The sequence below is a fragment of the Thermococcus celericrescens genome, assembly GCF_001484195.1.
Lineage (GTDB): Archaea > Methanobacteriota_B > Thermococci > Thermococcales > Thermococcaceae > Thermococcus > Thermococcus celericrescens.
On the sequence record NZ_LLYW01000034.1, the window covers coordinates 19,527 to 43,582 of the forward strand.

The following is a 24,056-nucleotide window of genomic DNA, read 5'->3' on the forward strand; positions in this document are numbered from 1 at the left end:
GTTTTAAGGTTTTCACTCCAGCATGCCCTCGAGCTCGAGTATCTTCTTCGAGCGGAGGTAGACGACGGGGATTCCCATCTCACGGAGGCGTCTCTTCAGCCCCTTGTCGTTGGTGCAGACTATTACTCGCTCGTTCTTTACGGCGAAGTCGAAAATCTGGTCGTCTATAGGCCTCTCACCAAAGCGGCCCATCTCGACGACCTCGAACCTCTCCGCGAGCTTTTTGGCCATCCTGATGGCCATCAGGTCCTTTCCGCGGGACTTCCTCTCTATAACCTCCAGCTCCTGGAGGACGACGTTCGGAACGGCTATTCTGAACCTCACGTCGAGAACCCTGTTCAGCTCGCCGATTATGTCGACGCCGAACTGCCCCGGAACCAGGAGAAAGTTCGTGTCCGGAATCACCAGCCATTCCCGCCTCTCTGGCATCTGCCTCACCGAAAGTTAATAGAAAAGAAGAGGGCTCACTCCCTTATGAAGCCGTAGCCTATGAGGCGCCACCTTGAGCCGACCTGCCTGCTGATGGCGACCCTGTCGCCGACCTCGGCGCAGATGGGTATCTGGAGCTTGAGCTCGACCTCGTTCTTCCCCAGGCCGGTGACCAGACCCATGGTTCTCGCGGTTCCGACGTTGAGGAGGAGAACCTCGCGCCTCTTTATGGGCTCGACCTTGAGCTCCTCCTCGGTTCCCACGACCCTCTCGAGGAGGTGAACCTCAAGCCTGAGGTCATCCCAGACCGGCGGAAGCTGGCCGGGCTTTCCGACAACGTTTCCTGCCATCAGGTCGCCCTTGGTGAGGTACGGGTCGAGCTTGGTTCCAACGCCGACCAAACCGCCAGGATAGGCCTCTTCGACGAACATTCCTCCCGCCTGGAGGGAGACTATCTCGGTGGTTATCGGCTCGTACTTTATCCTGCCATGGTCCTCGTAGGGGACGCCGGGGCGAATCTCTATCTCGTCACCGACCTTGAGCTTGCCCTGGATTATCGAACCGCCGATGACGCCGCCGACGAGCTTCTCGGGCTTGGTTCCCGGCTTGTTGACGTCGAAGCTCCTGAGGATGAGCATCTTGGGCGGCTTCTTGAGGTCGTGCTTCGGGGTTGGTATGAACTCCTCTATCGCCGCGAGGAGAACGTCAACGTTCGCGCCGTGAAGGGCAGAAATCGGGATTATCGGGGCGTTCTCGGCAACCGTACCCTTGACGAACTCCTTTATCTCGTGATACCTCTCGATGACCTTCTCCCTGTCAACCAGCTCGATCTTGTTGAGCGCTATCACTATGTTCTGGTTCCCGACTATCTGAAGGGCCATGAGGTGCTCCCTGGTCTGGGGCATTATTCCCTCGTTGGCGGCTATGACGAGAACCGCGCCGTCCATGAGGGATGCTCCCGCGAGCATGGTGGTCATCAGAGCCTCGTGGCCCGGGGCGTCTATGAAGGAAACGCGCCTCTCGAACTCGGTCTCGTGGCCGCAGTACGGGCACACCGGGGAGCTGGAGTACCTGCCGCAGCTCGGGCACTTCCTCATCTCAGCGTCGGCGAAGCCTATCTTGATTGTGATGCCCCTTCTCATCTCTTCGCTGTGGGTGTCGGTCCAGATACCGGTCAGGGCCCTGGTGAGGGTCGTTTTACCGTGATCAACGTGACCAACCATTCCGATGTTAACTTCAGCCTGTCTAAACTCCTTCTTCTTTGCCATCTTCTCACACCCCTAAGAAGTAGAAACGATGGGCGCTTATTAAGGTTTCTTCACTGTCCCAATGCGGGTGTTCCTGCACGTTGGGTGGAACCGGCTTTTAAGCTCCTCCGCTGAGGGGGATGAGTCTAGTATGTTGGGTCTCATGAAGTTTACTCGCTCTTGCGCCTGTCACTCGTTAGGGCCCAGCCCACTATAAAAAGCGAGGATACACTCACCATAAACGCCATTGTCAGAAGATATTCCTCAGGCATATAAGGTGCCTTCTGACATACCCCTTCGGGGGAGACCTCCCAGGGTGTTAAAATGCTGTTCAGTGGCGTGATGAGTAGTAAGAACGATACGAATGATCCGATGAGGGAGGGTATTCCGATACTCTCAAGGTTTCCTTTTCCCAGGGATTTCCCGAGGAAGTGCCCAAAGTACAGGAACACCGCAGCAGGAATGAGGAGGTCTAGGTAGAGATTTATCAAGATGCTGGCTAACCCGGAAGTTCCTTCTTTTTCCATTTCCCCCAATGCTATGGAGACCGTTGTCCAGCCAAGGGCTGAGGTGGAAATAATTAAGGAGAGGAAGACTATCATCAGTATTCTCTGGCCTCTCATTCCGGCCACCTTCTGCTTCAACATTTGATGGAGTAGTCGCAATGGGCCTTATTCCGGTCTCCGTGCTTCAAGGGATAAGACTGCCATGTTTTCTTAATAAGCAGGGGATTAGTGTCCTTCTGACTACTCATCATATGGTTCCAAGTATTGATATATATTTTCCCTGAGTATGGTTCACTTCCGGTTAGATGAGCTGGCCGGATTGTGAAAAATGTTTGATCACCGCTATAACTTCCGGGGAACTTTGCATTATTTGTTTTCATGTACACGAGATAGTACTCTGTATCCTCAATCCTCCCAAATCTCCAGAGACGTATAACATCATATGTTTGGTCAATTAGTGGATGATCCTCATCGGCAAATACTAATGTGTACTCAATGACTTTCCCCGACTGCGTTTCGTGCACGTACCAGTAAACAGCTATTAGGGGGTTGAGACCCTTCGAGGGGTTAGTCTTGTCACCCTGCGGTAGTATGTCAATCCAAGGCTGATAAATTTTAGGAAGAGTCTCTTGAACTTCTGGTGGTACCTGTGAGCTTGTAGTCGCAACTCTCGCTGTATAATCCCTGTTTTCGAGGATTAGTTGTTCTTCGATCTTTTTGAATTCTCGGCTCTTATATAAATCCCTTAGTATTAGCTCTTCCAGGATTTGTTTTTCACTGGGTGAAAGTTTTCTCGTGGCTTTTTCTGCGAGCTCTATTAGGGCATCCAAATCATTTTGTGAGACATATCCGTACTTCATGATATTGTTTGTGTATTTTTTCTGACAATCTCATGCCAGCTATGTGGATGGGCAACTTCTCAATATCCGTGTAGTACCTCGAGGGCCCTTTGTCATCTAGTGCAACTTTGCTATTGTTATAAACTTTGAATGTCATCCCATCTAAGGTTACGTATGAAATTATAGTGTGTCCTGATGTAGGCATGGCTGATGTGGCAGTATTCCCAGCCGTCACTCCAACCATCAGCAGTCCGAGCAGGACTGCTAGCAAAGGCTTCCACTTCACGAGGTTCACCTCTTTGAGGTTTTTGCATTATGCTCTAATCAACTTATCCTTATAAACTTTTCCTTTTACTTAACGTAAAAATTCTTTCTTTTTTTTTCGAGTATAAATTTATTCTGAGTTGTGTTTTCCTCTTAGAATGAATCAAAAGAAGCTCAAGTAAAAGAGTTGCATGGTGATGCACTCGGAGAATTCAAACGCCCGTAGAATGGGGGCAAAGAAAAGGTTTGAAGCTCAGAAGACGAGCTTCATGTTAATTTGGACGATCTCGGGGCTGATGGTGTTGCCCCTGACGGTCTTCTTCCTCCTCTCACCCCTCTCCTTGGGCCTGAAGCCGGGGCCCCTGGAGACGAGGATCTTGACCCTCCTCGGGCCGTGGACGTCGGGCCTCATGGCGAAGCCGTCCTTGTCAGTTCCGCCGGTTATCCTGAGCTTGACATCGCCCGGAATCTCCTCGCCGAATATCTCGGTGAGGTTGAGTCCGAGCTCGCTCGCCGGTATCTCCTCTCCAATCCTCTTTCCTATGAGTCTCTCGGCCTCTTCGCCGCTTATCTCGACCTGCCTGGCTATGCCGTTCTTCGGGTTGGATATAACGAGCTTAAAGGTCGCCATTTCCTCCCACCTCCTATGTCATTAGCGGGATTCATTGGGTAAACCCCTTATCCAGTGAGCGGTGTGGCTTGGCCTTTAAAAAGTTTCCTCTAAAATAAACTGGATGATCAGCCACCGCTGAGGTGGTATAACATCTCCCAAAGCCTGATGGTGTACTCAACCGTTGGAGGATAACTCTGGACTATTTCGGTGATCTCCATGTTCTTATGGAAGGTTGGGGCGTTTATTGTTTTCATGTATTCTTCGAGGGCTTCTCTGTTCTGGGCCCGCCATATCGTGTAGCTCCCGCCGTTGAAGTTGTACGAGGCCATGAACTCAATATCACCCGTGGGGGGCAATCGCCTAAAGAAATCGGCCGCTTCCTTAGTTGCTTTGATGCTCTCTTCCCTTGAATAGTGGTGGGTGACGAGGTACATCGGCATACGGACACCTCCCAGGTATCAATCAAATTTCATACGTTCTTGCCAGAGGGAGCGCCGCTGGGTGAGAAGGGTCGCTGGCTTCCGGGCGCTCCGGTTGGGATTCACCCAGACAGAACCTGCTGTTTGGATGCTCGTCCTTATATTATTATAAACATTGTCATCAAAAATCTTGATGTTTGTAAATCATGCTTCGGCACGGGGCGGGGCTCTGGAGGGTGTCAATCACAACTTTTTTATATATTGGAGAACCCTACCTCCTTTAAGAGGTGAGAGAAAATGGCAAAGGAGAAGACCACACTTCCCCCGACCGGTGCCGGTCTCATGAGGTTCTTCGACGAGGACACCAGGGCGATAAAGATAAGCCCGAGGGGCGTCATTGCGGTGACGCTCATACTCGTGGCCCTGGAGATACTCCTGCACGCCTTTGGTCCGCAGCTCTTCAGCTAAATGAAGCTCGTCTTCTTTAATCCCCTTGCGTTAAGCTCTTCGTTGATTATTCCCCTAACAACTTCCTCCAGCCGGGTCTGCAGAAGCCTGTCAACGTCCTCTTTTATTTTGTCTATGTCGTGCCTGAGGCCCTCCAGGAGCCGTATGTATTCCTTGGCCATCTCGAGCTGGCCCTCCTGCCTTACCAGCTGCTCCTTGAGGTGCTCGAAGTCCTCCTTCATGATCTGCAGCTTCCTGAGTTCGCGCTGGAGCTCATCCAGCTGCTTGGTCTGGCCGTAGTTCTCCTCCTTGAGCTTTTCAATGGCTTTTTCCTTGGTTTCGAGCTCCCTCACCAGGGCGTTGTACTCCTCGGCTATCTGGTTGAGCCTCTCGATCTCCCGAAGGGGTGGGACTTTACCGTTTCCGAGGATTATGACGTCAGGACCAACGTTGACTATATCGCTCGGTCTTATCTTGAGCTTCCTCTCGCTGGAGAACATACTCTGACCCTTACCTAGGTTCTCGACTTCCTTCATCTTGAGGATGAAGTAGAACTGATCGCCTTCAACCTCGACGTTTATGTCCGTCACAAAGCCCAGTATTTTCCCGTCGATCAGAGATATGACAAATTTGTTGATGAGCTGGTTGGCTTTAGCTTCACTACCCTCTACCATAAAACACCACCGGTGGGACTTATTCCTTCGCCTACTTAACTTTTCCGCCAAGCCTTATAAAGCAAAAAGTCCCATCGCTTATGGTGAGATGGATGATAATATTCGTGGGGCGTTCTAACGTTGGCAAGAGCACGCTCATCTTCCGCCTGACCGGCAAGTGGGTCAAGAGGGGCAAGAGGCCAGGGGTTACCAGAAAGCCCGTGGAGATAAACTGGCGCGGGAAGCTGGTAGTGGACATGCCCGGCTTCGGCTTCATGAGCGGCGTTCCAAAGGCGAAGCAGGAGAGGATCAAGGACGAGATAGTTCACTTCATCGAGGACAACGCCGAGGAGATAGAGCTGGCGGTTCTGGTGGTTGACGGCAAAGCCGCCCCGGAGATAATAGAGCGCTGGGAGAAGCGCGGGGAGATACCTATCGACGTGGAGTTCTATGTCTTCCTCAGGGAACTGGGGATTCCGGTGATAGTCGCGGTCAACAAGATGGACAAGATAAGGAACCTCCAGAGGACCATAAACTTCCTGGCGGAGAAGTTCGGCGTTCCCTACAGCGAGGTACCCGAGACCTTCATACCGATATCCGCCAAGTTCGGGAAGAACCTTCTTGAGCTGAGGAAGCTCATGGAGAAAAAGCTTGAGGGGGGCAGGAAGCGGCCCTCCGCGGAAACGGAGTCAGAGAACCTCGAGAACGATGTGGGTGATGGTCTCCTTGACGCCGTCGAGTGAGGATATCTCCTCGAGTATCTCGTCGAGGCGGGTCTTGTCTGCCTCAATGATGAGGTCTATGTCACCGGTGACGCGGTATATCTTCTTTATTTTGAGCCTCTTTATCGCCTCGTAAACCTGCCTCCTCTTCGTGGGCTCTATTCTCACGAACACAAACACATCGCCCTTCTTCTCGCCGAGAAGGTCAAGGGCCCTGTCGGTTAGGTCTATGAAGCCTCTTCCGGTTCTTATGTAGCCCAGCTCCTTGAGAACCTTGAGGTGGTTGCTGAGAGCCTGCCTGGTTATCCCGAGCTCGTCCGCAAGCTCATCCTGGGTCTTCTCAACGGTGTGAACCTCTATGGTCTTGCCCTCCTCGTGGAACTTCCTGAGCAGTTTGATCTGCCTCGGGGTAAGGGTTGCCTTTTCCTCCATTTTTAAACCTCCTTTTGCATGATTCCTATTTACACGTTTATTAAACCAACGATTTTCCGGGCCAATGTCAAATTTTTGTTGGCCTATATTCTGTGGCATATAGCACGTCTTATAAGTCTTTTCATTGTATATGTTCTGCCTTTCCTTCTCGGGCTTCGTATCCCGGCCGAAGGATATAGGTTCCCTTCGAGATGCTGGGTTGTTCCCGGATGTGCCCGCAGTTATCTTTTTAATTTCTCTTTCCAATGTGCCCCCATGAACAAGGCGGGATACACCACGGATGTCCCGGAGGACCGTTTCGTCCTTCTCGATGAACTGTCCTCCAGAGACCGGCCCCTTCGGGTTATGCTCGTTGGGGGAACCGACAGCGGCAAGACGACGCTCCTCACGTTCCTGGCCAACGGCCTCATTGAGAGGGGTCTTAGGGTCGCGATTGTGGACAGCGACGTTGGTCAGAAGGGAATCCTACCGCCCGCAACGGTCAGCCTTGCCTTTGTGGACGGGCCGTTCTCCAGTCCAAGCGAACTCAGGGGACACGCCCACTACTTCATAGGAACAACCACCCCGGGCCAGTACGTCGGTGAGATGGCAGTGGGGGTTAAGAGGCTCACGGACATCGCCGCCGAAAAGGCGGACGTCGTCCTGATAGACACCACCGGCTTCGTCACGGGGGCAGGAGTTGAGCTGAAGCGCCTCAAAGCCGAACTCGTTAGGCCGGATCTCATCGTTCTGCTTGAGCGGGCAGGGGAGATGGAATACCTGCGTAAGGTCCTCGCCCCGTACGGTGAGGTCGTCATGCTCTCGGTCAGCCCCGCCGCGAGGGAACACTCGCGCCGGGAACGCAGGGAAGTCCGGCGGGAAAAGTGGAGGGCATACTTTTCGAACTCCAGGACTGTTGAGGTGGATCTGACGAAGGTGATTCCTGGGGGTACGGAGCTCTTCCGCGGCAGGCCCCTGACAGAGGAGGAGCGCGAACTGCTCTCCACGCTCTTCAAGTGGCTCGTGGTGGCTGGGTGGAAGGGGGAGCACTACACCGTCGTCAAGGTCGATGCTGAGGGCTTTTCGAGGCAGTACGTCCGCCCGGCCCTCCACACCGTTGATTTTGAGAGGCTGAGCAACCTCCTCGTGGGTTTCATAGACGGGGAGGGGTTCTGCATGGGTGTTGGCATACTGAAGTGGATAAACTTCAGCGGAATGAAGGCTCAGGTCCTCACCCCCCTCTCTGAGGAAGAGGTTGAGAATGCGGCAGAACTGCGCTTTGGCCGTATACAGGTGTTTGAAAATGGCGAGGAACTTGGTCTCCTCAGGCGGGAGGAGCTGTAGCAAAGATTTTTAAGTCAATAACCTAATCGAATTAGGTGAGCCTAATGGAATTCAAGGCCTTCATCGAGATAACCAGGCCCCACAACTGCGCCCTGGCCGGAGTGGTGGGTGTCCTCGGGTCGATCGTGGCGGTGGGCCACCTCCCCGACGCCCTAACGACGGCTCTCGTCTTCCTAGTGGTCACCCTAGGGTGCGCTGGAGGCAACACCATAAACGACTACTTTGACTACGAGATAGATAAAATAAACCGTCCTGACAGACCGCTCCCCAGGGGCGCCATGGGCAGGAGAACGGCGATCTACTACTCCCTGCTGCTCTTCGCGGTGGGGCTGGTATTCGCTTACATGATAAACGTCTACGCCTTCCTGCTGGCCCTTGTGGCGTACGCCGCCATGTTCCTCTACGCCTGGAAGCTCAAGCCTCTGCCCTTCGTCGGCAACCTTGTCGTTGCGTCCCTGACCGGTGCGACGCCGCTTTACGGTGCGGTCTCCGTTGAGCACCTCGGCCTGGCCGGCTACCTGGCGGTATGTGCCTTCCTAGTCAACGTGGCGCGCGAGGTTATAAAGGACATAGAGGACATTGAAGGTGACCTTGCGAAGGGCGCCAGAACCCTGCCCATAGTGTGGGGGAAGAGGAACGCGGCCTACCTCGGTGCGGCCTTTGCGGTGCTGACGGTGGTGGCGTCTTTCCTCCCGATAACGGCGGGGGTCGGTCTCGGCTACTACGCGATGGTGCCGGTTGACCTTATAATCCTCTACGCGGCATACCTCATACTCCGCTCCCAGGAGAGGGAAGCGGCCCACAGCTCCCAGAAGCTGCTGAAGGTGAGCATATTCCTCGCCGTGATGGCTTTCCTGGTTGCGGCGCTGGTCTGAACCATGAGAAACGAGAACTGGAGGTGAAGTTCATGGAGTTTAAGGATGAACTTGCACGTGCGCTTGATGGGGACGGTCTCTGGACCGTCGTTACGTTCAAAACGCCCTATGGGCCCGGCATGACCATTGAGAAACTCGTTGAGGCCGTGGAGAATGCGGGCTGGAGCGTTACGTTCAGGGCCAACTGGTGGACCGCCGACATACCCTACGGTCTCGCCAGGCTGGACCTCAGAAAGGGGGGCAGGGAGAAGATACTCCTCGGCAAGTGGATTCTCGGAAGCGGCTGCGAGCTGATACGGCTGGAGAACATGCCCCTCGAGAAGGGCCGCGACGAGTTCTTCCGGATGGTGGACAGCATAACCTCGACGCTCATCCATGACCCGGTCATAAGGACGATGAGGGAGCAGTACTGAGCTCCATTACTTTTTTCTTTTGAAAGCCTCGCCCTTTAGGGCGGGGATGCAGTAATCGAAAGACCAGCCTGAAGGCAGGAAAGCACACCATCAAAAAGCTTTTAAATCAAACCATACTAATGTAGATTGGTGTTGATTAATGGGGGTTATTAATGTCTCCGTTGATGATGAGGTTGAGAAAAAATTCAGAGAACTCGTGAGGAAAAAATATGGGAAAATCCGAGGAGCCTTGGGAGTAGCCGTAACTGAAGCCATGAAGCTCTGGATTAAAAAAGTCGAGAGCGAAGAGGAATGAAGAGGAGCGTAACGATAAAACTCCAGCCTTCAAAGGCTCAAGAGAAAACCCTCAAAGAGTTAGCCCAAATTAGCTCGAAAGTTTGGAACAAAGTAAACTATCTTCGCAGGCAGGAGTTCTCCGAGGAAAAGCCTGTTGATTTCCTAAAAACCGAGGAAATAGTTTATGAAGAGTTTAAGGCCGAGGTAGGCTCGGCAACGGTTCAGCAGATAGCAAGAAAGAACGCTGAGGCCTGGCGCTCATTCTTCTCACTCATTAGGAACAAGAGAAACGGGGAACTCCCCAACTGGCTCAAACCCAAACCCCCAAACTACATCAAAGAAGGAGGCTTAATAGTCCTCAGAAACGACCAATACAGGATTGAGGGAAATAAGTTAATCCTTAAGGGTCTCGGAAAGTTCAAAAGACTGGAAGTCCAGTTTAAAGGGAGAATCCACCTCAAGGGCAAACAGGGCCGCTTGGAGATAACTTATGACCCAATAAGGCGGAAGTGGCATGCTCACATCAGCTACACGGTAAAGGAGAAACTTCGGGGTGAAGAATGGGTTGAACTCCCAAGACAACCTTTGGGCAGCCTTTCGGCTGGAATAGACTTAGGAGTAAACAATTTAATGGCTGTCTACCTCGAAAACGGGGAGAGTTTCTTAGTGAATGGGAGACCGCTTAAGAGCATTGATTTTTACTGGCGGAAGAGAATAGCGGATTACCAGTCCAAAATCAACAAAAGCGGGGCAAAGAAGAGTAAGAAACTCTCAGGAATGCACGAGAAGGCTAAACTCCAAGCGAGGCACTACATTAACACGGTGGTAAGGCAAACAGTTGAAAAGCTCTACCAGTTGGGTGTTAGCAGGATTGTGGTCGTTATCCGAAGGGCATTAGCAGGAACTCTGATAAGGGCAGGAAGCAGAATTTCATTCTCTCCCACGTGTGGCGGTTCAACACGGTAATAAAACGGCTCAAGGAAGTCGCCGAAGAGTATGGTATTAGTGTTATTGTCGTTGATGAGGCTTTCACGTCTAAGCGTTGTCCCGTCTGCGGGAAGCCTCACGAGGGGCTCGCTTCCTTCGTGGGTTATTTAAGTGTCCCGTGATGGGGCTTGTCTTCAATTCAGACTTGGTTGGAGCTTTCAATATTTTGAAGAGGGCTGTGGGAACGATAACCCCGAGTCTGAGCGGGCTTTACGCTCAGAGGAGGGGTAATTGGGGGGAAGACCGTCCCGGAGGGGTCGAAGACCCGCTTTTTAGTGGGTTTGAATGAGACCCCTCAAACCTCTCCGCCTTTAACGAGGGGTTAAGCCGAACCCTCGCCCCTCACGGCGGGAAGGAGGTCAGACTCCTATTTCCAGTGCTCTGAGTTAAAAAGAGAATGGTCAGAGGGGTTCGTAGTAGCCTATTTCCGGCTCGTATATATCCCCATCCGCGAGGAGCTGGGTGATTGCGTCCTCGATGAGCTCCTCATCGAAGTCGGAGGAGAGCTTCTTGACGATGAACTTGTGGGAGAGCGCTTTGCCCTTCTCCTGGAGCAGATTGAGGACTTCTTTCTTAGCTTTCTCGAGCTCAGGGTTCTCCTCTTTGGCCTCTTCGGCTTCGATGATTTCCTCCTCTTCAAACAGAGCTTCCTCCGTGCTCCTCTGCTCAAGCATCATGGTGTAGAGCTCGTCTATCGTTATCAGCATCTCCTCGCTCACGCCCCGGTTCTTGGCGATGACCTTTGCCTTCGCGGTGATGCCGTACTTGTCGTATATCTCAAAGGCGATCCGGGCCTTCTTTGCGTGCTCAACCTTCTCTTTGAGGGCCTCGAAGCGGTGGAGTATCCACATGTTGGGCTCGACCTTGGTTATTCCTTCAACGAGTATCTGCTTATCCTCACGCCACTCCCCGACCTTTCCGATTATCTGCACGAGGTCACCCTTCTTCACGAGCCTCACAAAGCGCGTGTCGTCGCGGAAGCCGAGAACCCATATCGTTCCGGTCCCGTCGTCGATCTGGAGCTTGCCGTAGGTCTCGTCTTCGCTTATCACCGGCTCGCGGACAACCGTGGCGACAACCTTGACGCGGTAAACCTTTCTGGCGTCCTTGGTTATCAGGTAGTTCGGCTCGAAGTCGCCCTCACTCCTGACGTAGTAGCCGTCGATGATGTCCCTGATGTAGACCCTGCTCGCTGGCAGGCGCTTCTTCATATCTCCTCACCCCCAAAGAACTCCACGATGCCCTCCACCCTGGGCAGAACCTTCCTTTCGAGCTCCCTTATCTCCTCAAGGGCGTCCAGGTCGGCGCCGCTGAAGTCCTGCACGACCTCGCCGTAGATGTGGGTTTCCTCCTCGTTCCTTATCACGCGCCCTATGACCCTGACCACCTGACCCTCCGAGGGGAGGACGTTCTCCTCGCTTTCTATGAGTATTACGCCGGTTCCGTCGTCGAGCCAGAAGGTGTAGTCCATCTTATCGACCTTAAATGCTTTGCCGATGAGTGAAATCCTCGTATCGTCGTCGCGTATCTCGCTTATCCGCCTCTCGACGGCGGGCTTTCTACGCCTGAACCTGACTTCCTCCATTTCACTCACCACCCTCAAGCTCCGTTAGGGCCTTTTTCAGTTCGGCCCTCACCCGGGCTATCTCGCGCCTCGGATCGACCTCGTCCCAGCCGAAGGCCTTCAGCATGAGTCCCAGGAACTTGTCGTCCACGACGTTGCCCCTGACGACTATCTCCCTGCCCAGCAGGTAGTAATACTCGTCCTCCGCGAGCTTTCTTCCAGCTTCCCTGAGTGTCAAACCGCTCTCAACAAGCTCCCTGAGCTTCTCGGCTATCTCTTCAGGGTCCCTGCCGATCAGCTCCGCGGCATCGTCTCCGAATAGGGTTGTCCTTATGTATCCAGTCGAGTCGTCGAGGCCGAAGTCCACTATGGTTATCTTCGTGGGCTTCACCTCGCCGTGCTCCGGGCATATCCATGACTCCGTGGTCGGGTCGTAGTCCACCTTCCTCCTGCACTGCGGGCAGGCGTCGTAGACCGTCACGCGGTAGAGCTTCGCCACGGTTCCGCGAACCTCTACGAACCTCTCCCCTCCCATGAGGTCCCCTATCTTCCTCCTCTGATAGTTGTAGCTCCTGACCTCCTCGAGCGGGGGTATCTCCTCGGCCCTTGGATCCTCCGGGTTCGGGATTATCCTCGTCCTGAAGTTGGCGTGGAGCTCTATACCGTTCCTGCCGTCCCTCACGCTGGGGTCGATTATTTTGATGACATCTCCGGGGTTGAGCTCGTTGTAGTACTTGGCGACGAGGCTGTCCCAGAGAACGAGCCGCGTCTTGCCTGTTGAGTCGTAGATTATGAGGTTGGCCACGTGGCCGGTTGAGCCGTCCCTCTTCTTGTACTCCCTCGGCGGGTACTTCCTCATTATCCTCGCAACGACGTTAACGCCGGTCATTCCGGGCACGAGGTCGGCTATGTGGAGGAGCTCCTCCCTTCCCTCAAGGTTGACCCCGAGCTCCTCGGCCAGCATAACGGCCGCGGCGTGCTCAGAGATGCCCTCACGGACTGCTATCTGGGCTATCTTTTCCTCGATTTCATCCCTCGAAAGGCCCTTCTGCCCCTCGATCATCTCGATAATCTGCTCTTTGGTCAGTACTCCCATAACACTCACCTTGATGGTAATTGTGGGTTCGGGTATTTAAACCTTTCTCCAAACCCCTCCTGAAGGGATTTTTCAAGAAACAGGCCCTGTTTTTCTCCCGTGGGCAGAAATAGGGGGACTTGGGGGCCAAGGAATCACTCCCCGGCCTCAGGAACCTTTTCGACACTGCCGGATTCTCCGACTTCGGCGGCTTCACCGGGGTTTTCTTCGGAGTCCCCGGACTCTTCATTGCCCCTTCCGTCGAGCTTCGCTATGAGGTCGCTGTACTCGGCGTGAACCACCTTCCTGAAGGCTTCCTTGATTATGTTGGGGTCGTTCTCAGGGAACCCGTAGAGCTCGGCGAACTTTGGCGTCGTTCCGAGGAGCTTCGTCCGCTCGTACGGCTCGGCATAGATGAGACCCATCTCGAGGAGCTTCCTTATGTGCTCGTACGCCTGGCTCCCGCGGAGCTTTACCACCTTGCTCTGCTCTATAGGCTGGAGGTAGGCTATGAGCGCGAGGGTTTTCAGCTCGCCCGTCCTGAGGTCCGGCCTGGGCATTAGATGGACGACACGCTGGCTGTACTCCTGCTTCACCTGCATGACGTACTTGTCCCCCAGAACCTTGACAACCTCTATGGCGCTCTTTCTCTCGGCGTACTCCGCGGCTATAAGTTCGATGAGCTTTTCTAGGTAGTCGAGTGACCTTATACCGAGCGCCCTTGAGAGCTCCTTGACGCTCAGGGGCCTTCCAGAAACGAAGAGGGCCGCTTCCACGAGTGCCTTGTCTTCGAGCAGTCCCATTATTATCACCCCTGTTCCATTATCTTAGGTGTGGAGGTATATAGGGTTTACCTTCTGAACTCTTCCTTTAACGATGGGTGTCGGCTGAATCTGCCCCTCCGTTGTGAAGGGGATTTGTTCGGGGGAATCTGCAGGGCCTTCACTGAACATCACTGGTACGTGGTGTTGAAAAACATCCTGCGGTGGCCCCGTGACTAAACCGTAAAATTTATAAACCCAAGTCTGGAGGTCAATAGCGGTACGGCGGTCATAGCGGCGGGGTCACACCCGGTCTCGTTTCGACCCCGGAAGTTAAGCCCGCCAGCGATCCCGGCGGTACTGCCCTCCGAGAGGGGGCGGGAAACCGGGGACGCCGCCGGCCACTCACACGCCCGGGTGGTGTAGCCAGGCCCATCATACGGGACTGTCACTCCCGTGACTCGGGTTCAAATCCCGACCCGGGCGCCATTCTAACAAACTTTTGCCCTGCAAAAGTTTGATCAAAAGTTGGTGATTCCTTCTGGTTGGCCAATCGTGTGGATTTTTCTGTTTTAATGGTGGATTGTATATTTGGATTTATCGCCAAAAGGGCGCTTTTTGACGGGTTCAACTTCAACCCACGCTCCTTCGGAGCGCTAAAAAAGCCGAACCTGTCGATAGCTTGCCTTCTTAGAGTGAATCCAGCCAAAATTGCAGATTTTAACGAAAATCCTTATTGACTGGTGAATCCTACAGAGGAATCACAAACTTTGATGAAACTTTGCGCAGGCAAAGTTTCAGGGCAAAGCTTATAAAACCTCTCTGCAGTTATCCCATCGGATGTGGGCCGGTAGCTCAGCCTGGTTAGAGCGCGGGGCTTTTAACCCCGTGGCCGCGGGTTCGAATCCCGTCCGGCCCGCCAGCACAAATTCATTAAATACATTTCTGCCATCACTTCATTTACAGGGTTCTTCTGTGTTCATTTGATTTATACCTAAAAGAGTGCTGTTATCCAAATCAAGAAAAGGATTAAGAGCGATTCAAATCTTGATCGGCGCACCAAAGGCCCTGTCTCCGGCATCGCCGAGGCCTGGGAGTATGTAGCCCTTCTCGTTCAGCTCCCTGTCTATCGCCGCTACGAATATCTCAACGTCCGGGTGGGCCTCCTTTATTCTGCTTATCCCCTCCGGTGCTGCCAGAACGCCAACTATGACATAGCGCTTGGCATTCCCGTACTTCTTGACCTCGTCGAGAACCTTGATGAGGGTTGAGCCCGTCGCTATCATGGGGTCGGCTAGGATAACCGTGTCGTCCGGCTTTACCTGGGGCACCTTAACGTACTTCATCTCTATCTCAAACTTGGGGGCCTTGCTGCGGGAGGCGGATACGATGCCGACCCTGGAGTGGTCGAGAACCTTGATGAGGCCCTCCATGAGGGGTATCGCCGCGCGGAGGACCGTGATTATGATGACGTTGCGCCTGTCCTTTATCAGCGTTCCCTCAGTTTCTTCGAGCGGGGTCTTTATGGGGATCTTCTCGATTTCCATGGTCTTCGTCAGCTCGTAGGCCATGTAGCGGCCGAGCTTAACGAGGCCCTTTCTGAAGGCTATCGGTCCGGTTCTCTCGTCCCTGAGCTCCGTCAGTATTTCCATGATGAAGGGGCTGTCCTCGAAGGAGTAAACACCTTCCCAGCGTTCGTCCCTCTTCATGTTCCCACCATTCGCCACTTGGGGCGGAAGGTTTATCTGTTTTTGGGTGGAAGACCCCTTCCGAAAGGGAGGGGATGAAAGCCCGAGAGCCTTAAATACGAAACCTATTAAAAAATAATAGGTGCTCTTCAACGTACCTCACCCAAAAGAACCACCTCAGGGTTGACAAGAAAACCTACAAAATCCTCAGAATACTAACCCACCTATCCAAAAGCCTCTACAACCTGACCCTTTACACGGTCAAACAACACTACGAGCTGAACGGCACTTTTCTGCCCTATGCCAAAGCTTATCACCTCGTGAAGGACAGTGAGCCTTACAAACTCCTGCCGAGTCAAGCGGCACAGCAAACGATGAAAATCGTGGAGAGGAACTTCCGCTCCTTCTTCCACGTCCTCAACGAGCGGAAAAAAGGAAACTACAACCGCCCGGTAAGGCCACCGAAATACCTTCCCAAGGACGGTCAGTTCGTCCTCATCTTCCCCTACCAATCCTTCAGAGTCAAGGGCGACAGGATAATCCTGTCCCTCGGCAGGAACTTCGCCAGAAAATACGGGGTTCAGCACCTCGAATTCATCCTCCCGAAGAACGTCAGGAGCCACAGGATAAAGGAAGTCCGCATCCTGCCGAGATACAACGCGTTATGGTTCGAAATCGAGTACGTTTACGAGGTCGAACCCGAGAAGAGGGAGCTGGACTACTCAAAATACCTCGCCATCGATTTGGGGGTTAACAACTTCGCCACCTGCGTTTCCACCACCGGGACGGCCTTCATTATTGAAGGCCGGGGGTTGAAGAGCTTCAACCGGTGGTGGAACAAGGAGAGAGCCCGCCTCCAGAGTCAATATGACAAGCAGGGCGTAAAGTTCGGAAAGAAGATGGCTTACCTTTTGAGGAAGGGGAGGAACGTGATTAACGACTTTATAAACAAGGCTGTAAGCCACATCGTGAACTACTGCCTCGAAAACGGAATTGGCAACATTGTCATTGGCGAATTGAAGGGGATAAAACAGAACGCTAACCTTGGGAGGAAGAACAACCAGAATTTCCAGTACATTCCGTTCGGCCTTTTTAAGCGAAAGTTGAGGGCCAAGTGCGAGCGTTACGGGATTAACTACGTTGAGGTTGATGAGGCCTACACGAGTAAGGCTGACGCCCTCGCTTTGGAGCCGATTGAGAAAAAGGAGGAATACCTCGGGAGGCGGGTTAGGAGGGGTTTGTTTCAGTCCTCGACTGGGACTTTAATTAACGCCGACGTGAATGGGGCGTTGAATATTTTGAGGAAGGTAGCCGGCGATTCGCCCGTTCGGGCGATAGCCGGTAGTGGCCGTGTGAACCGGCCTGTGAGGGTGGGGCTACCTTGGGGTGGTCTCACTCCTCACGAAACCCCGTCCGTAAGGGCGGGGTAGTTCACTAGCCTTCCGCATGACAAATCAGTCCATCGATGCATCTGTTTTTGACTCTTCCCCGATTATCCGCCTCATCCAGCTCCCCCTCAGGAACCAGGCAAGGGCCACTATCGCCGCTATGAAGTTGCTCATTCCCATGCCGAAGAACACACCCTTGCTCGTGAAGTCGAAGAGCTCCGCGAGGGGAATTCTAACGGAGATGATCCAGTGGACAATCGGTACCATTACGGAGAAAGCCAGGGCTGGAACGTAGCCGAAGGCGTAGCTGAGGGGAATCCTCAGTCCCCAGAGACGGAATATTCCAAGGGCCATGCTCTTCTTGGTATGGCCTGCGGAGCTGAAGGTTCTGTTCACGACTATGAAGATGCCGTTGAAGAAGGGCACGGAAATCAGGAAGTACTTGAGAACCACCTCGCTCTCCCTGATGACCGCCGGATCGTTCAGGAAGAAGCGGAACACCTCGACGCGGAAGAGTCCGATGACGGCTATGGCAAGGCTGGCTATCGCGAAGTTTATGACCATCGTCCTCTCCGCTATCTTCTTTGCCCTCCCGTAGTTCTCCGCCCCGACGTTCTGGGCTATCATGGTTCCCATCGCCATGCTTATACCCCTAGATATGCCCGTCAGGAAGTTCACGAGGCGGGTGGTTATGGTGTAGGCCGCGTAGGTAACGTCGCCGAAGCCGAAGATGATTCTCGTGAGTATCACGAATCCAAAGCTGTTTGCGGACTGGCCTATACTCGATGGGAGGCCGATCCGAAAGAGCTTTCCGTAAAATTCAAAGTCTGGCTTGAGGCTCTCAACCCTCAGGCTTATCCCAACGCGGTCTGTGAAGAGGAGGTAGAGTCCAATAGCCGCTCCCACGACGTTGGCTATAACGGTCGCCAGCGCCGCCCCCGCCACGCCGAGCTCCGGAAAGCCCAGCCAGCCGAAGATGAATAGGGGGTCCAGGATTATGTTTATCAGCACGGTGAGGAGCGTTATCTTGACGGGCGTCTTTGTGTCGCCCGCGGCCCTCATGAGGCACCAAAGGCCATGAACGCGAAGGAGAACGGCAGTCCAAGGAAAACTATGGTGGCGTAGGTCAGGGAGTAGGGGTACACGTTCTCGCTCACGCGCATAAAGTGGAGGGCGTATGGGAGGATCAGGAGAGCTGTCACGGCCGTCGCGACCGAGAAGAACGTCATGAGTGAGTAGAGCGCCCCCGCGGAGCGGTTTGCCTTTTCGTACTCCTCAGCGCCTATGTACTGCCCCACGAAGGCGAAGCCCGCCGTTGTGAAGCCCAACCCAAGGGCCATCAGCGTTCCTATTATCGGCCAGACCGTTCCCGGGGCTGAGAGCGCCTCCCTCCCGAGTTTACCCAGCCAGAAGGTGTCCGTTATGTTGTACACCACCTGAACCAGGTTGTTTACTATGAGCGGTCCCGCGAGGATGAGGAGGGTTTTCTCTATCGGGCCGTTCAGTATCTGGTCCCTCATTCTCTGGATTTTCTCACCCTTCATCTTCACTCAGACCGCAATCGAAACGCTGCTATAAAAGGTTTATGATTTTTTCTGGCCGCAGATTGTCCTCAAAAACGCCCTCAGGAAGTCAAGCCCGCCCCCCCGGTTGACCACTCCCGGATGAACCGAGAGATAGAAGGGAATCCCATCCTCAGATGCTTTCCTGTAGTCATGGAGAGCGACGGACAGTCTGTCATCCACCTGGTTCTCGCCTATGTACCACGTGTACTCACGGTTCCATATCCTCTGCCGGGTTCCGTTGGGAAGTATGAGCCAGTTGGGCATGACAACGGTGAGGTTGTGCTCCAGAATGGCCCGGAGGGATTCGTTGTTGAGCGCCCACGCGGGCGGGAGGAAAAGGGTGAGGTTGCCGAACCCGAGGGAATTCATTAGGGCGGTGGCATTGTCAAGCTTCTCGTTTGCCGTCTCGTAGGAGCAGTTGAACTCGTGGTAGGTGTGCTCGTAGCCGTGGAGCTCCACCCGGTAGCCCCTCCGCTGGAGTTCGTGGAGATAGTTCACAAAATCGGGGTGGTTCCGGAGGCTCCACTCGTCCCCGTAGTGGGTGGTGTCAAAGACCGGAATCACGAAAAGAACGGTCCTGTTGGAGTAGTTGTACTCATCGAGAACCGCTATAATCTGCCTGAGGTCATCGAAGTAATACGGGGTAACGTCGTGGACGAGGATTAATGGCCGCTCGTTGAGGGTTTTCTGTCCCTCTTCGTCCGGTGGGGGAGTGTACGGGGCGTGATGAGTGACGCTCCCGGCTACGACCGTCAGAACGGCCAGGATTATGAGCATGAGGGTGAGGCGCCTGGTTCCCAAGGGGTTCACCTGATAATGCTCTGCATCTGAATGATAAAAGGTTTACTTTTTTCTTTGAAAGCCTTGCCCTTTAGGGGGGTGCCGTAATCGGTAATCCAGCCTTCCAACAGTCGAAACCCCTTTAAACTTCAAGGTGTAGTAAGGTCTCGGAGGGGCCACTCAAAGAGGGTTTCAGCGTGTCCTCCCGTCCTCGGGAGGAAGACGCCGTAAAGCGTCCTTTCAAAAACCGCTTTCGAGCGGTTTGAAACCTGATGAGTGGCCTTAAGCGATAACCCCAATCCGGTCTGGCGGTAGGGGTAACGGGTTCAAGGCCGAGCCCTCGGGCTGAACCGAAACCGGCGACGGGAGTAGGTGGATGAGAGCCCGAAAACCTCCCCGTCACTGGCGAGGGGTTAAGCCGAACCTCGGCCAGGCGGAGAGGAGGTCAGCGTCTCTGGGAGTGCCCCTCCTCTATGATGCGGCTCATCCAGCTCCCGGTCAGGAACCAGGCGAGAGCAACAACCGCGCCGAGAACGTTGCTCAGGCCCATTCCCAGCCACATTCCGGCGGTGTCCTTCACGAGGATTCCAAGGCCGTAGCTGAGGGGAAGCCTCAGCCCCCAGAGGCGGAGCATGCTTAGCACCATGCTCTTCTTGGTGTGGCCGGAGCTCTGGAAGACGTTGTTTACCGCCGAGAATATGCCAAAGAAGGGTAGCGATGCGGAGAAGTACTTGACGACCTTCGCGCTCTCCGCTATTATCGCCGGGTCCTTGATGAAGAAGCTGAATATCTCGACGCGGAAGATGGCGAAGAGGAGCGTCCCAACGCTCAGGATGGCAAAGTTTATCGCCATTGTCTTCTCAGCTATGGTTTTGGCCCTCTCGTAGAGCTTTGCCCCAACGGTCTGGCCGACCATCGTACCCATGGCCATGCTTATTCCGTCCGAGAAGGCGAACATGAAGTTGGTGAGCCTGTTGGTTATGGAGTAGGTCGCAAAGGCCACGTCGGCGTCTCCGAACTGGCCGCCCAGGGTGAAGATTATCCTGGTGAGGATGACGAAGCCGAGGGCGGTGGTGGACGAGCCTATGCTCGAGGGTATGCCTACGCGGAAGATGCGCTTGTAGAACTCCCAATCCGGCTTCAGGCCCTCTATTGTTAGGTGTATTCCCACCTTTCCCTTGAAGAGCAGGTATCCGCCAACGAGCGAGCCGAGGCTGTTGGAGAACATCGTGGCTACGGCAGCACCGACGACTCCAAGCTCCGGAAACGGCCCCCAGCCGAATATTAGGAAGGGGTCTAGGACCAAGTTAAGAAGCACGGTGGCTATGTTTATCTTGACCGGTGTTTTGGTGTCGCCTATAGCCCTCAGGAGGAAGTTGAAGGCGAAGAGTGTGAAGGCGAAGGGTATTCCAGCGAAGATGACGCGGGTGTAGTTGAGTGCGTAGGGATAGACGGTATCGCTCACGTTCATGAACTCGAGGAGATACGGGGCGGAGATGACGCCGAATATCCCAACTCCAATCGCGAAGAGCATCATGAGGGAGTAGAGTGCTCCCGCCGCGCGGTTGGCCTTGTCGTACTCTCTGGCCCCGACGTACTGGCTGACGAAGGCGAAGCCGGCGGTTGCAAACCCCATTCCTATGGCCATGAAAAACCATACCAGCGGCCACGCCGTTCCCGGGGCGGCAAGCTCCTCCCTTCCAAGCTTGCCCAGCCAGTATGTGTCGGTGAGGTTGTACAGAACCTGAACGAGCTGGTTTACGATTAGAGGATAGGCTAGCACGATGAGAGTCTTGGCTATGGGTCCGCTGATAATCTGCTCTCGCATTGCCTCCACTTCACGCCTCATTGAGATGGCTATCGAAACGTGTGTATAAAAGGCTTATGGTGGATAAAAGAGCCAGCTATTTTGCTTCTCAAAACCAAAAGGCTTAAATTCCTAGGCTAAGTAGTACTTTGGGTGGTCTCGTAAATGAGGATTACCGGGATTTACATTAAAAATCTGTTCTCATATGATGAGTTTGAACTTGAACTTGATAAGAATTTCAATGTCATAGTCGGCCCAAATAATGCAGGGAAAACTAACCTTTTTCGAGTAATTCAATTTCTGATGGATATCATTGACAACAAGTTAAAAGCTAAAGATATTCGGGAGTATCTACATGATCCAACCAATGAGCAGGCAGAAATTAAGATTTGGGTGGAATTTGATGATGGTGAGAAAAAGGCTATACGGGAATTTTTTGAGTGCTATTTTGACAGGTACCTTAGTGAGTTGGACAGGGGGATAGCTCAGAGCACCTTTAAACTCAATGATGTTCTGCCAGAATATAATGGTCCAGAAAGACACTATGATAAGCTAATTTTAAATCAGAGAGTTAATGAGCTATTCGTTAAGAGTATTAAGCACTTTATCAACACTCTCCCCGAATTTTTGAGTTCTGGCGTCTTTGTTTGGCAATATTCTGGGGAATATGATGCCCTCCCCGAAATAAGCTTTTTTACATCATATACCATTAATCCTGATTCTGTTAATGTTTTTCTCTCCAGGGTAAACATAACTAAGGAGGCTAGTAAACATCATAAGATCCTTAAAGATTATCTCTTACAGGGACCAGTGGAGGTTCTGTTTGCAGTACATCCTGATGATCTGAGGGTGTCCTGTGACAAATCTCTTCACATTGAGTCTCGGGGAGTTCCCAGTATTGAAAAGGCTATTGAAACTCAGTATACTGACTTTGTCCGAAACACAGGGGTTCCGTATATACTTAAATGCCTTTTTGATACCTCATGTGTAGTACCCTTTGAAATATTCCTCTTGTTTCTTGCTAAGTCAGAGGGTCTTATAATGCCCACATTCCAAAAAGAAGATATCAGAGAACCCAAAAAAGCATTGGCTGCTAAGGTATTTAAACAGGCAGATTTAGATTTTTCTCGTCAAATGCTGAGATTTCACTGGCTAATACTAAGGCTTTTCTATAATGCCATAATCAAATTCTCGGAAGTTAGGAGCTACCCCCAACCAAACTCTGTGGAGTTCGTTGAGAAGTATAATGGAAATGGATCTGAGTTAGCTAGCTATCTCTTCTATCTTAAAAACTCTCCTGATCTTGGAGTACGACAAAAATATCAAAGCATAAAAGAGCAGTTTGAACAAGTGTTTCAATCGGATTCGAAGATATCCTTTGATGTTGTGAAGACGCCAGATAGTGCACCAGAGATTATAATCGTGGAAAACATGAGACAATATAGTATCCTGAGGGCAGCATCAGGAATTTTTGAAATCTTAAATCTTCTCACAGTGATCCACGGAAATCGAGAAAAGGTCATTCTACTTGATGAGCCCGCGTTACATTTGCATCCTGTCTATCAGAGAAATCTTGCTCAAAGGCTTAAGGCAGTTTCGACAGGTAATCAGGTTCTAATGATAACTCATTCCCCCTATCTTGTGGGAGATGCACTTAGACCAGATGCACCAGGAAAAGTTTATCGTTTTTATAGAACTGATAGGCATACAAGGGGTGTGGATGTTAAGCAACATCTTGATATGAAAGAAACGAAGATTCTACGTGGAGATCAACATACCAGAACCCTATTTGCAAGTGGAGTCATTTTAACAGAAGGGGTTTCAGAGTATTTGAGTCTTTTGGAAATTATTCCTAAACTTGGGTATCCATTGGAGGACTACAATCTTGAGTTAGTACTTTGTAATGGAAAAACAGAGATCTTACAGTTCGTTAGCTTGTTTGGAAACTTGAAAATACCCTACCGCATTGTATGTGATGAAGATACTGTTATCACGACTTTAAAAGAATTTTACACGGCCCATCCAGGGGTGGTGTTCTATTCAAAGGGTTACCGTGACTGGACCGATTATTTAGGTGCATTGTTCCCTATTAAGGTCTCTGGTGGAAAAGCAGAACGTGCGTGGAAAATTGCCAAGACAATTTCCCCAGAAGAGGCACAAGAGAAACTTGATGATCTTCAGGAATTCATTAGGAGGTTTATTGCTTCTCTTTAGTATCTCTTTATGGTAGAAACGAAGAGAAAAGGGAAGAAGGCTTCACTCGCGGAGGGCCTTCCTGGCGGCCTCGAGCCTGAGCCTGGCCTCTTCCCTGGCGACGGTCTTCCTGACAAGCTCGACTGCATCTGGGTTGGCGCTGACGCTGTCGATGCCGAGCCTGACGAGGAGCTTGACCATCCTCGGGTCGCTGCCGGCCTGGCCGCAGATGCTGGTCTCGACGCCGTACTTCTTGCAGGTCTTGATGACGTTCTCGATGAGCTTGAGAACGGCCGGGTGCTTCTCGTCGTAGAGCTTGAAGACGCGCTCGTTGTCCCTGTCGATGGCGAGGGTGTACTGGGTGAGGTCGTTGGTACCGAAGCTGACGAAGTCAAGGCCCTCCTTGATGAGGTCCTCGATGATGAGGCGCTGGCAGGGGTCTCGATCATGACGCCCCACTCGACGTCCTTGTGCGGAACGAGGCCGACCTCAAGGGCGATCTCCTTGGCCTTCCTGACCTGCTCCGGGTGGCTGACGAGCGGGAGCATGACGCCGATGTTGTCGTAGCCCTCGTCGACGAGCCTCTTGATGGCCTTGAACTCGGCCCTGAGGAGCTCCGGCTGGTCGAGACCGCGCCTGATTCCGCGCCATCCGAGCATCGGGTTCCTCTCGTCCGGCTCCTCCTCTCCGCCCGGAAGCTCGCGGAACTCGTTGGTCGGGGCGTCGAGGGTCCTGTACCAGACGCGCCTCGGGTAGAAGGCCTCAACGACGGTCCTTATGCCCTCGACGA

The 24,056-nt window shown here is 52.9% G+C and carries 27 protein-coding genes, 2 tRNA genes, 1 rRNA gene and 2 pseudogenes; 14 read left to right on the top strand and 18 right to left on the bottom strand.

Annotated elements, in window-relative coordinates:
• Positions 1-12: 12 nt before the first annotated feature.
• The 7 genes from APY94_RS09515 to APY94_RS09545 form a co-directional block, all read right to left on the bottom strand.
• The gene (locus APY94_RS09515) at positions 13-429 is read right to left on the bottom strand and encodes a PIN domain-containing protein (protein ID WP_058939409.1); all 417 of its coding nucleotides are present in this window, start codon (positions 427-429) and stop codon (positions 13-15) included.
• A 35-nt stretch (positions 430-464) separates the two neighbouring features.
• Complete coding sequence (gene eif2g / locus APY94_RS09520) at positions 465-1,697, bottom strand: translation initiation factor IF-2 subunit gamma (protein WP_058939410.1); 1,233 nt, start codon at positions 1,695-1,697, stop codon at positions 465-467.
• A gap of 149 nt (positions 1,698-1,846) precedes the next feature.
• Positions 1,847-2,299, bottom strand: a complete 453-nt coding sequence (locus APY94_RS09525) for a hypothetical protein (protein WP_157065520.1) — start codon at positions 2,297-2,299, stop codon at positions 1,847-1,849.
• Positions 2,300-2,316: 17 nt separating this feature from the next.
• Entirely contained in the window at positions 2,317-3,042 is a 726-nt protein-coding gene (locus APY94_RS09530) for a hypothetical protein (RefSeq protein WP_157065521.1), read from the bottom strand.
• A complete protein-coding gene (locus APY94_RS09535) occupies positions 3,014-3,307 on the bottom strand; it encodes a hypothetical protein (protein WP_058939413.1) in 294 nt (97 codons plus the stop codon). Before APY94_RS09535 ends, APY94_RS09530 begins: the two co-directional genes overlap by 29 nt.
• Before the next feature lie 231 nt (positions 3,308-3,538).
• Complete coding sequence (locus APY94_RS09540; protein ID WP_058939414.1) at positions 3,539-3,916, bottom strand: 30S ribosomal protein S6e; 378 nt, start codon at positions 3,914-3,916, stop codon at positions 3,539-3,541.
• A 107-nt stretch (positions 3,917-4,023) separates the two neighbouring features.
• Positions 4,024-4,338, bottom strand: coding sequence for a hypothetical protein (locus APY94_RS09545; RefSeq protein WP_058939415.1), 315 nt, complete (start codon positions 4,336-4,338; stop codon positions 4,024-4,026).
• A 276-nt stretch (positions 4,339-4,614) separates the two neighbouring features.
• Between APY94_RS09545 and APY94_RS09550 the strand changes: the two genes are divergently transcribed.
• Positions 4,615-4,785: a preprotein translocase subunit Sec61beta gene (locus APY94_RS09550; RefSeq protein WP_058939416.1), complete on the top strand. Its 171-nt coding sequence runs from the start codon at positions 4,615-4,617 to the stop codon at positions 4,783-4,785.
• Here APY94_RS09550 and APY94_RS09555 read toward each other — a convergent pair.
• Entirely contained in the window at positions 4,782-5,438 is a 657-nt protein-coding gene (locus APY94_RS09555; RefSeq protein ID WP_058939417.1) for a hypothetical protein, read from the bottom strand. The genes APY94_RS09550 and APY94_RS09555 overlap by 4 nt on opposite strands.
• A gap of 92 nt (positions 5,439-5,530) precedes the next feature.
• Between APY94_RS09555 and engB the strand changes: the two genes are divergently transcribed.
• Positions 5,531-6,160: a GTP-binding protein EngB gene (engB, locus tag APY94_RS09560; protein WP_058939418.1), complete on the top strand. Its 630-nt coding sequence runs from the start codon at positions 5,531-5,533 to the stop codon at positions 6,158-6,160.
• Here engB and APY94_RS09565 read toward each other — a convergent pair.
• Entirely contained in the window at positions 6,107-6,571 is a 465-nt protein-coding gene (locus APY94_RS09565) for an Lrp/AsnC family transcriptional regulator (protein ID WP_058939419.1), read from the bottom strand. The genes engB and APY94_RS09565 overlap by 54 nt on opposite strands.
• A 255-nt stretch (positions 6,572-6,826) precedes the next feature.
• Here APY94_RS09565 and APY94_RS09570 point away from each other — a divergent pair, with 255 nt between their 5' ends.
• The 7 genes from APY94_RS09570 to APY94_RS13955 all read left to right on the top strand — a co-directional run bounded on the left by APY94_RS09570 (position 6,827) and on the right by APY94_RS13955 (position 10,734).
• Complete coding sequence (locus tag APY94_RS09570) at positions 6,827-7,894, top strand: Clp1/GlmU family protein (RefSeq protein ID WP_058939420.1); 1,068 nt, start codon at positions 6,827-6,829, stop codon at positions 7,892-7,894.
• A 44-nt stretch (positions 7,895-7,938) separates the two neighbouring features.
• Positions 7,939-8,769 (top strand): geranylgeranylglycerol-phosphate geranylgeranyltransferase, encoded by an 831-nt coding sequence (locus APY94_RS09575; RefSeq protein ID WP_058939421.1) that lies wholly within the window; start codon positions 7,939-7,941, stop codon positions 8,767-8,769.
• Between the two features lie 32 nt (positions 8,770-8,801).
• Positions 8,802-9,182 carry a hypothetical protein gene (locus tag APY94_RS09580; RefSeq protein WP_058939422.1) on the top strand — a complete coding sequence of 127 codons (381 nt, stop codon included), beginning with the start codon at positions 8,802-8,804 and terminating at the stop codon, positions 9,180-9,182.
• Between the two features lie 139 nt (positions 9,183-9,321).
• The gene (locus APY94_RS13405) at positions 9,322-9,477 is read left to right on the top strand and encodes a hypothetical protein (protein WP_169791812.1); all 156 of its coding nucleotides are present in this window, start codon (positions 9,322-9,324) and stop codon (positions 9,475-9,477) included.
• Positions 9,474-10,424 carry an RNA-guided endonuclease InsQ/TnpB family protein gene (locus tag APY94_RS09585; RefSeq protein ID WP_342667087.1) on the top strand — a complete coding sequence of 317 codons (951 nt, stop codon included), beginning with the start codon at positions 9,474-9,476 and terminating at the stop codon, positions 10,422-10,424. The genes APY94_RS13405 and APY94_RS09585 overlap by 4 nt, the downstream gene beginning before the upstream one ends.
• Positions 10,403-10,567 (top strand): zinc ribbon domain-containing protein, encoded by a 165-nt coding sequence (locus APY94_RS13950; RefSeq protein WP_342667088.1) that lies wholly within the window; start codon positions 10,403-10,405, stop codon positions 10,565-10,567. Before APY94_RS09585 ends, APY94_RS13950 begins: the two co-directional genes overlap by 22 nt.
• Positions 10,567-10,734 (top strand): hypothetical protein, encoded by a 168-nt coding sequence (locus APY94_RS13955; RefSeq protein WP_342667089.1) that lies wholly within the window; start codon positions 10,567-10,569, stop codon positions 10,732-10,734. The genes APY94_RS13950 and APY94_RS13955 overlap by 1 nt, the downstream gene beginning before the upstream one ends.
• Before the next feature lie 112 nt (positions 10,735-10,846).
• On the opposite strand, the gene APY94_RS09590 is transcribed toward APY94_RS13955, so the two are convergent.
• The 4 genes from APY94_RS09590 to scpB form a co-directional block, all read right to left on the bottom strand.
• The gene (locus APY94_RS09590) at positions 10,847-11,656 is read right to left on the bottom strand and encodes an OB-fold nucleic acid binding domain-containing protein (protein WP_058939423.1); all 810 of its coding nucleotides are present in this window, start codon (positions 11,654-11,656) and stop codon (positions 10,847-10,849) included.
• Entirely contained in the window at positions 11,653-12,030 is a 378-nt protein-coding gene (locus APY94_RS09595; protein WP_014012656.1) for a replication factor A complex, RPA14 subunit, read from the bottom strand. Before APY94_RS09595 ends, APY94_RS09590 begins: the two co-directional genes overlap by 4 nt.
• 1 nt (position 12,031) lies before the next feature.
• Positions 12,032-13,105, bottom strand: coding sequence for an OB-fold nucleic acid binding domain-containing protein (locus APY94_RS09600; RefSeq protein WP_058939424.1), 1,074 nt, complete (start codon positions 13,103-13,105; stop codon positions 12,032-12,034).
• A gap of 134 nt (positions 13,106-13,239) precedes the next feature.
• Positions 13,240-13,887, bottom strand: a complete 648-nt coding sequence (scpB, locus tag APY94_RS09605; RefSeq protein ID WP_058939425.1) for an SMC-Scp complex subunit ScpB — start codon at positions 13,885-13,887, stop codon at positions 13,240-13,242.
• A 239-nt stretch (positions 13,888-14,126) separates the two neighbouring features.
• Between scpB and rrf the strand changes: the two genes are divergently transcribed.
• The 3 genes from rrf to APY94_RS09620 all read left to right on the top strand — a co-directional run bounded on the left by rrf (position 14,127) and on the right by APY94_RS09620 (position 14,767).
• A 5S ribosomal RNA gene (rrf, locus tag APY94_RS09610) occupies positions 14,127-14,248 on the top strand.
• Between the two features lie 8 nt (positions 14,249-14,256).
• Positions 14,257-14,334, top strand: a tRNA-Asp gene (locus APY94_RS09615).
• Between the two features lie 355 nt (positions 14,335-14,689).
• Positions 14,690-14,767: transfer RNA gene (locus tag APY94_RS09620), tRNA-Lys, on the top strand.
• Positions 14,768-14,885: 118 nt separating this feature from the next.
• On the opposite strand, the gene upp is transcribed toward APY94_RS09620, so the two are convergent.
• On the bottom strand, positions 14,886-15,554 hold the full coding sequence (gene upp / locus APY94_RS09625; protein ID WP_058939426.1) for a uracil phosphoribosyltransferase: 669 nt from the start codon (positions 15,552-15,554) through the stop codon (positions 14,886-14,888).
• A gap of 95 nt (positions 15,555-15,649) precedes the next feature.
• On the opposite strand from upp, the gene APY94_RS09630 reads away from it, so the two are divergent.
• Positions 15,650-16,963, top strand: a complete 1,314-nt coding sequence (locus APY94_RS09630; protein WP_281176033.1) for an RNA-guided endonuclease InsQ/TnpB family protein — start codon at positions 15,650-15,652, stop codon at positions 16,961-16,963.
• Positions 16,964-16,987: 24 nt separating this feature from the next.
• Here APY94_RS09630 and APY94_RS09635 read toward each other — a convergent pair.
• The 3 genes and pseudogenes from APY94_RS09635 to APY94_RS09645 all read right to left on the bottom strand — a co-directional run bounded on the left by APY94_RS09635 (position 16,988) and on the right by APY94_RS09645 (position 21,115).
• Positions 16,988-18,465 (bottom strand): annotated as a pseudogene (locus APY94_RS09635) (MATE family efflux transporter).
• Between the two features lie 39 nt (positions 18,466-18,504).
• Positions 18,505-19,296 (bottom strand): DUF2334 domain-containing protein, encoded by a 792-nt coding sequence (locus tag APY94_RS09640; protein WP_245610454.1) that lies wholly within the window; start codon positions 19,294-19,296, stop codon positions 18,505-18,507.
• Positions 19,297-19,711: 415 nt separating this feature from the next.
• A complete protein-coding gene (locus APY94_RS09645) occupies positions 19,712-21,115 on the bottom strand; it encodes an MATE family efflux transporter (protein ID WP_058939429.1) in 1,404 nt (467 codons plus the stop codon).
• A gap of 123 nt (positions 21,116-21,238) precedes the next feature.
• On the opposite strand from APY94_RS09645, the gene APY94_RS09650 reads away from it, so the two are divergent.
• On the top strand, positions 21,239-23,287 hold the full coding sequence (locus tag APY94_RS09650) for an AAA family ATPase (protein WP_058939430.1): 2,049 nt from the start codon (positions 21,239-21,241) through the stop codon (positions 23,285-23,287).
• A gap of 42 nt (positions 23,288-23,329) precedes the next feature.
• On the opposite strand, the pseudogene APY94_RS12985 reads toward APY94_RS09650, so the two are convergent.
• Positions 23,330-24,056: pseudogene (locus APY94_RS12985) on the bottom strand (putative PEP-binding protein); the annotation flags it as partial.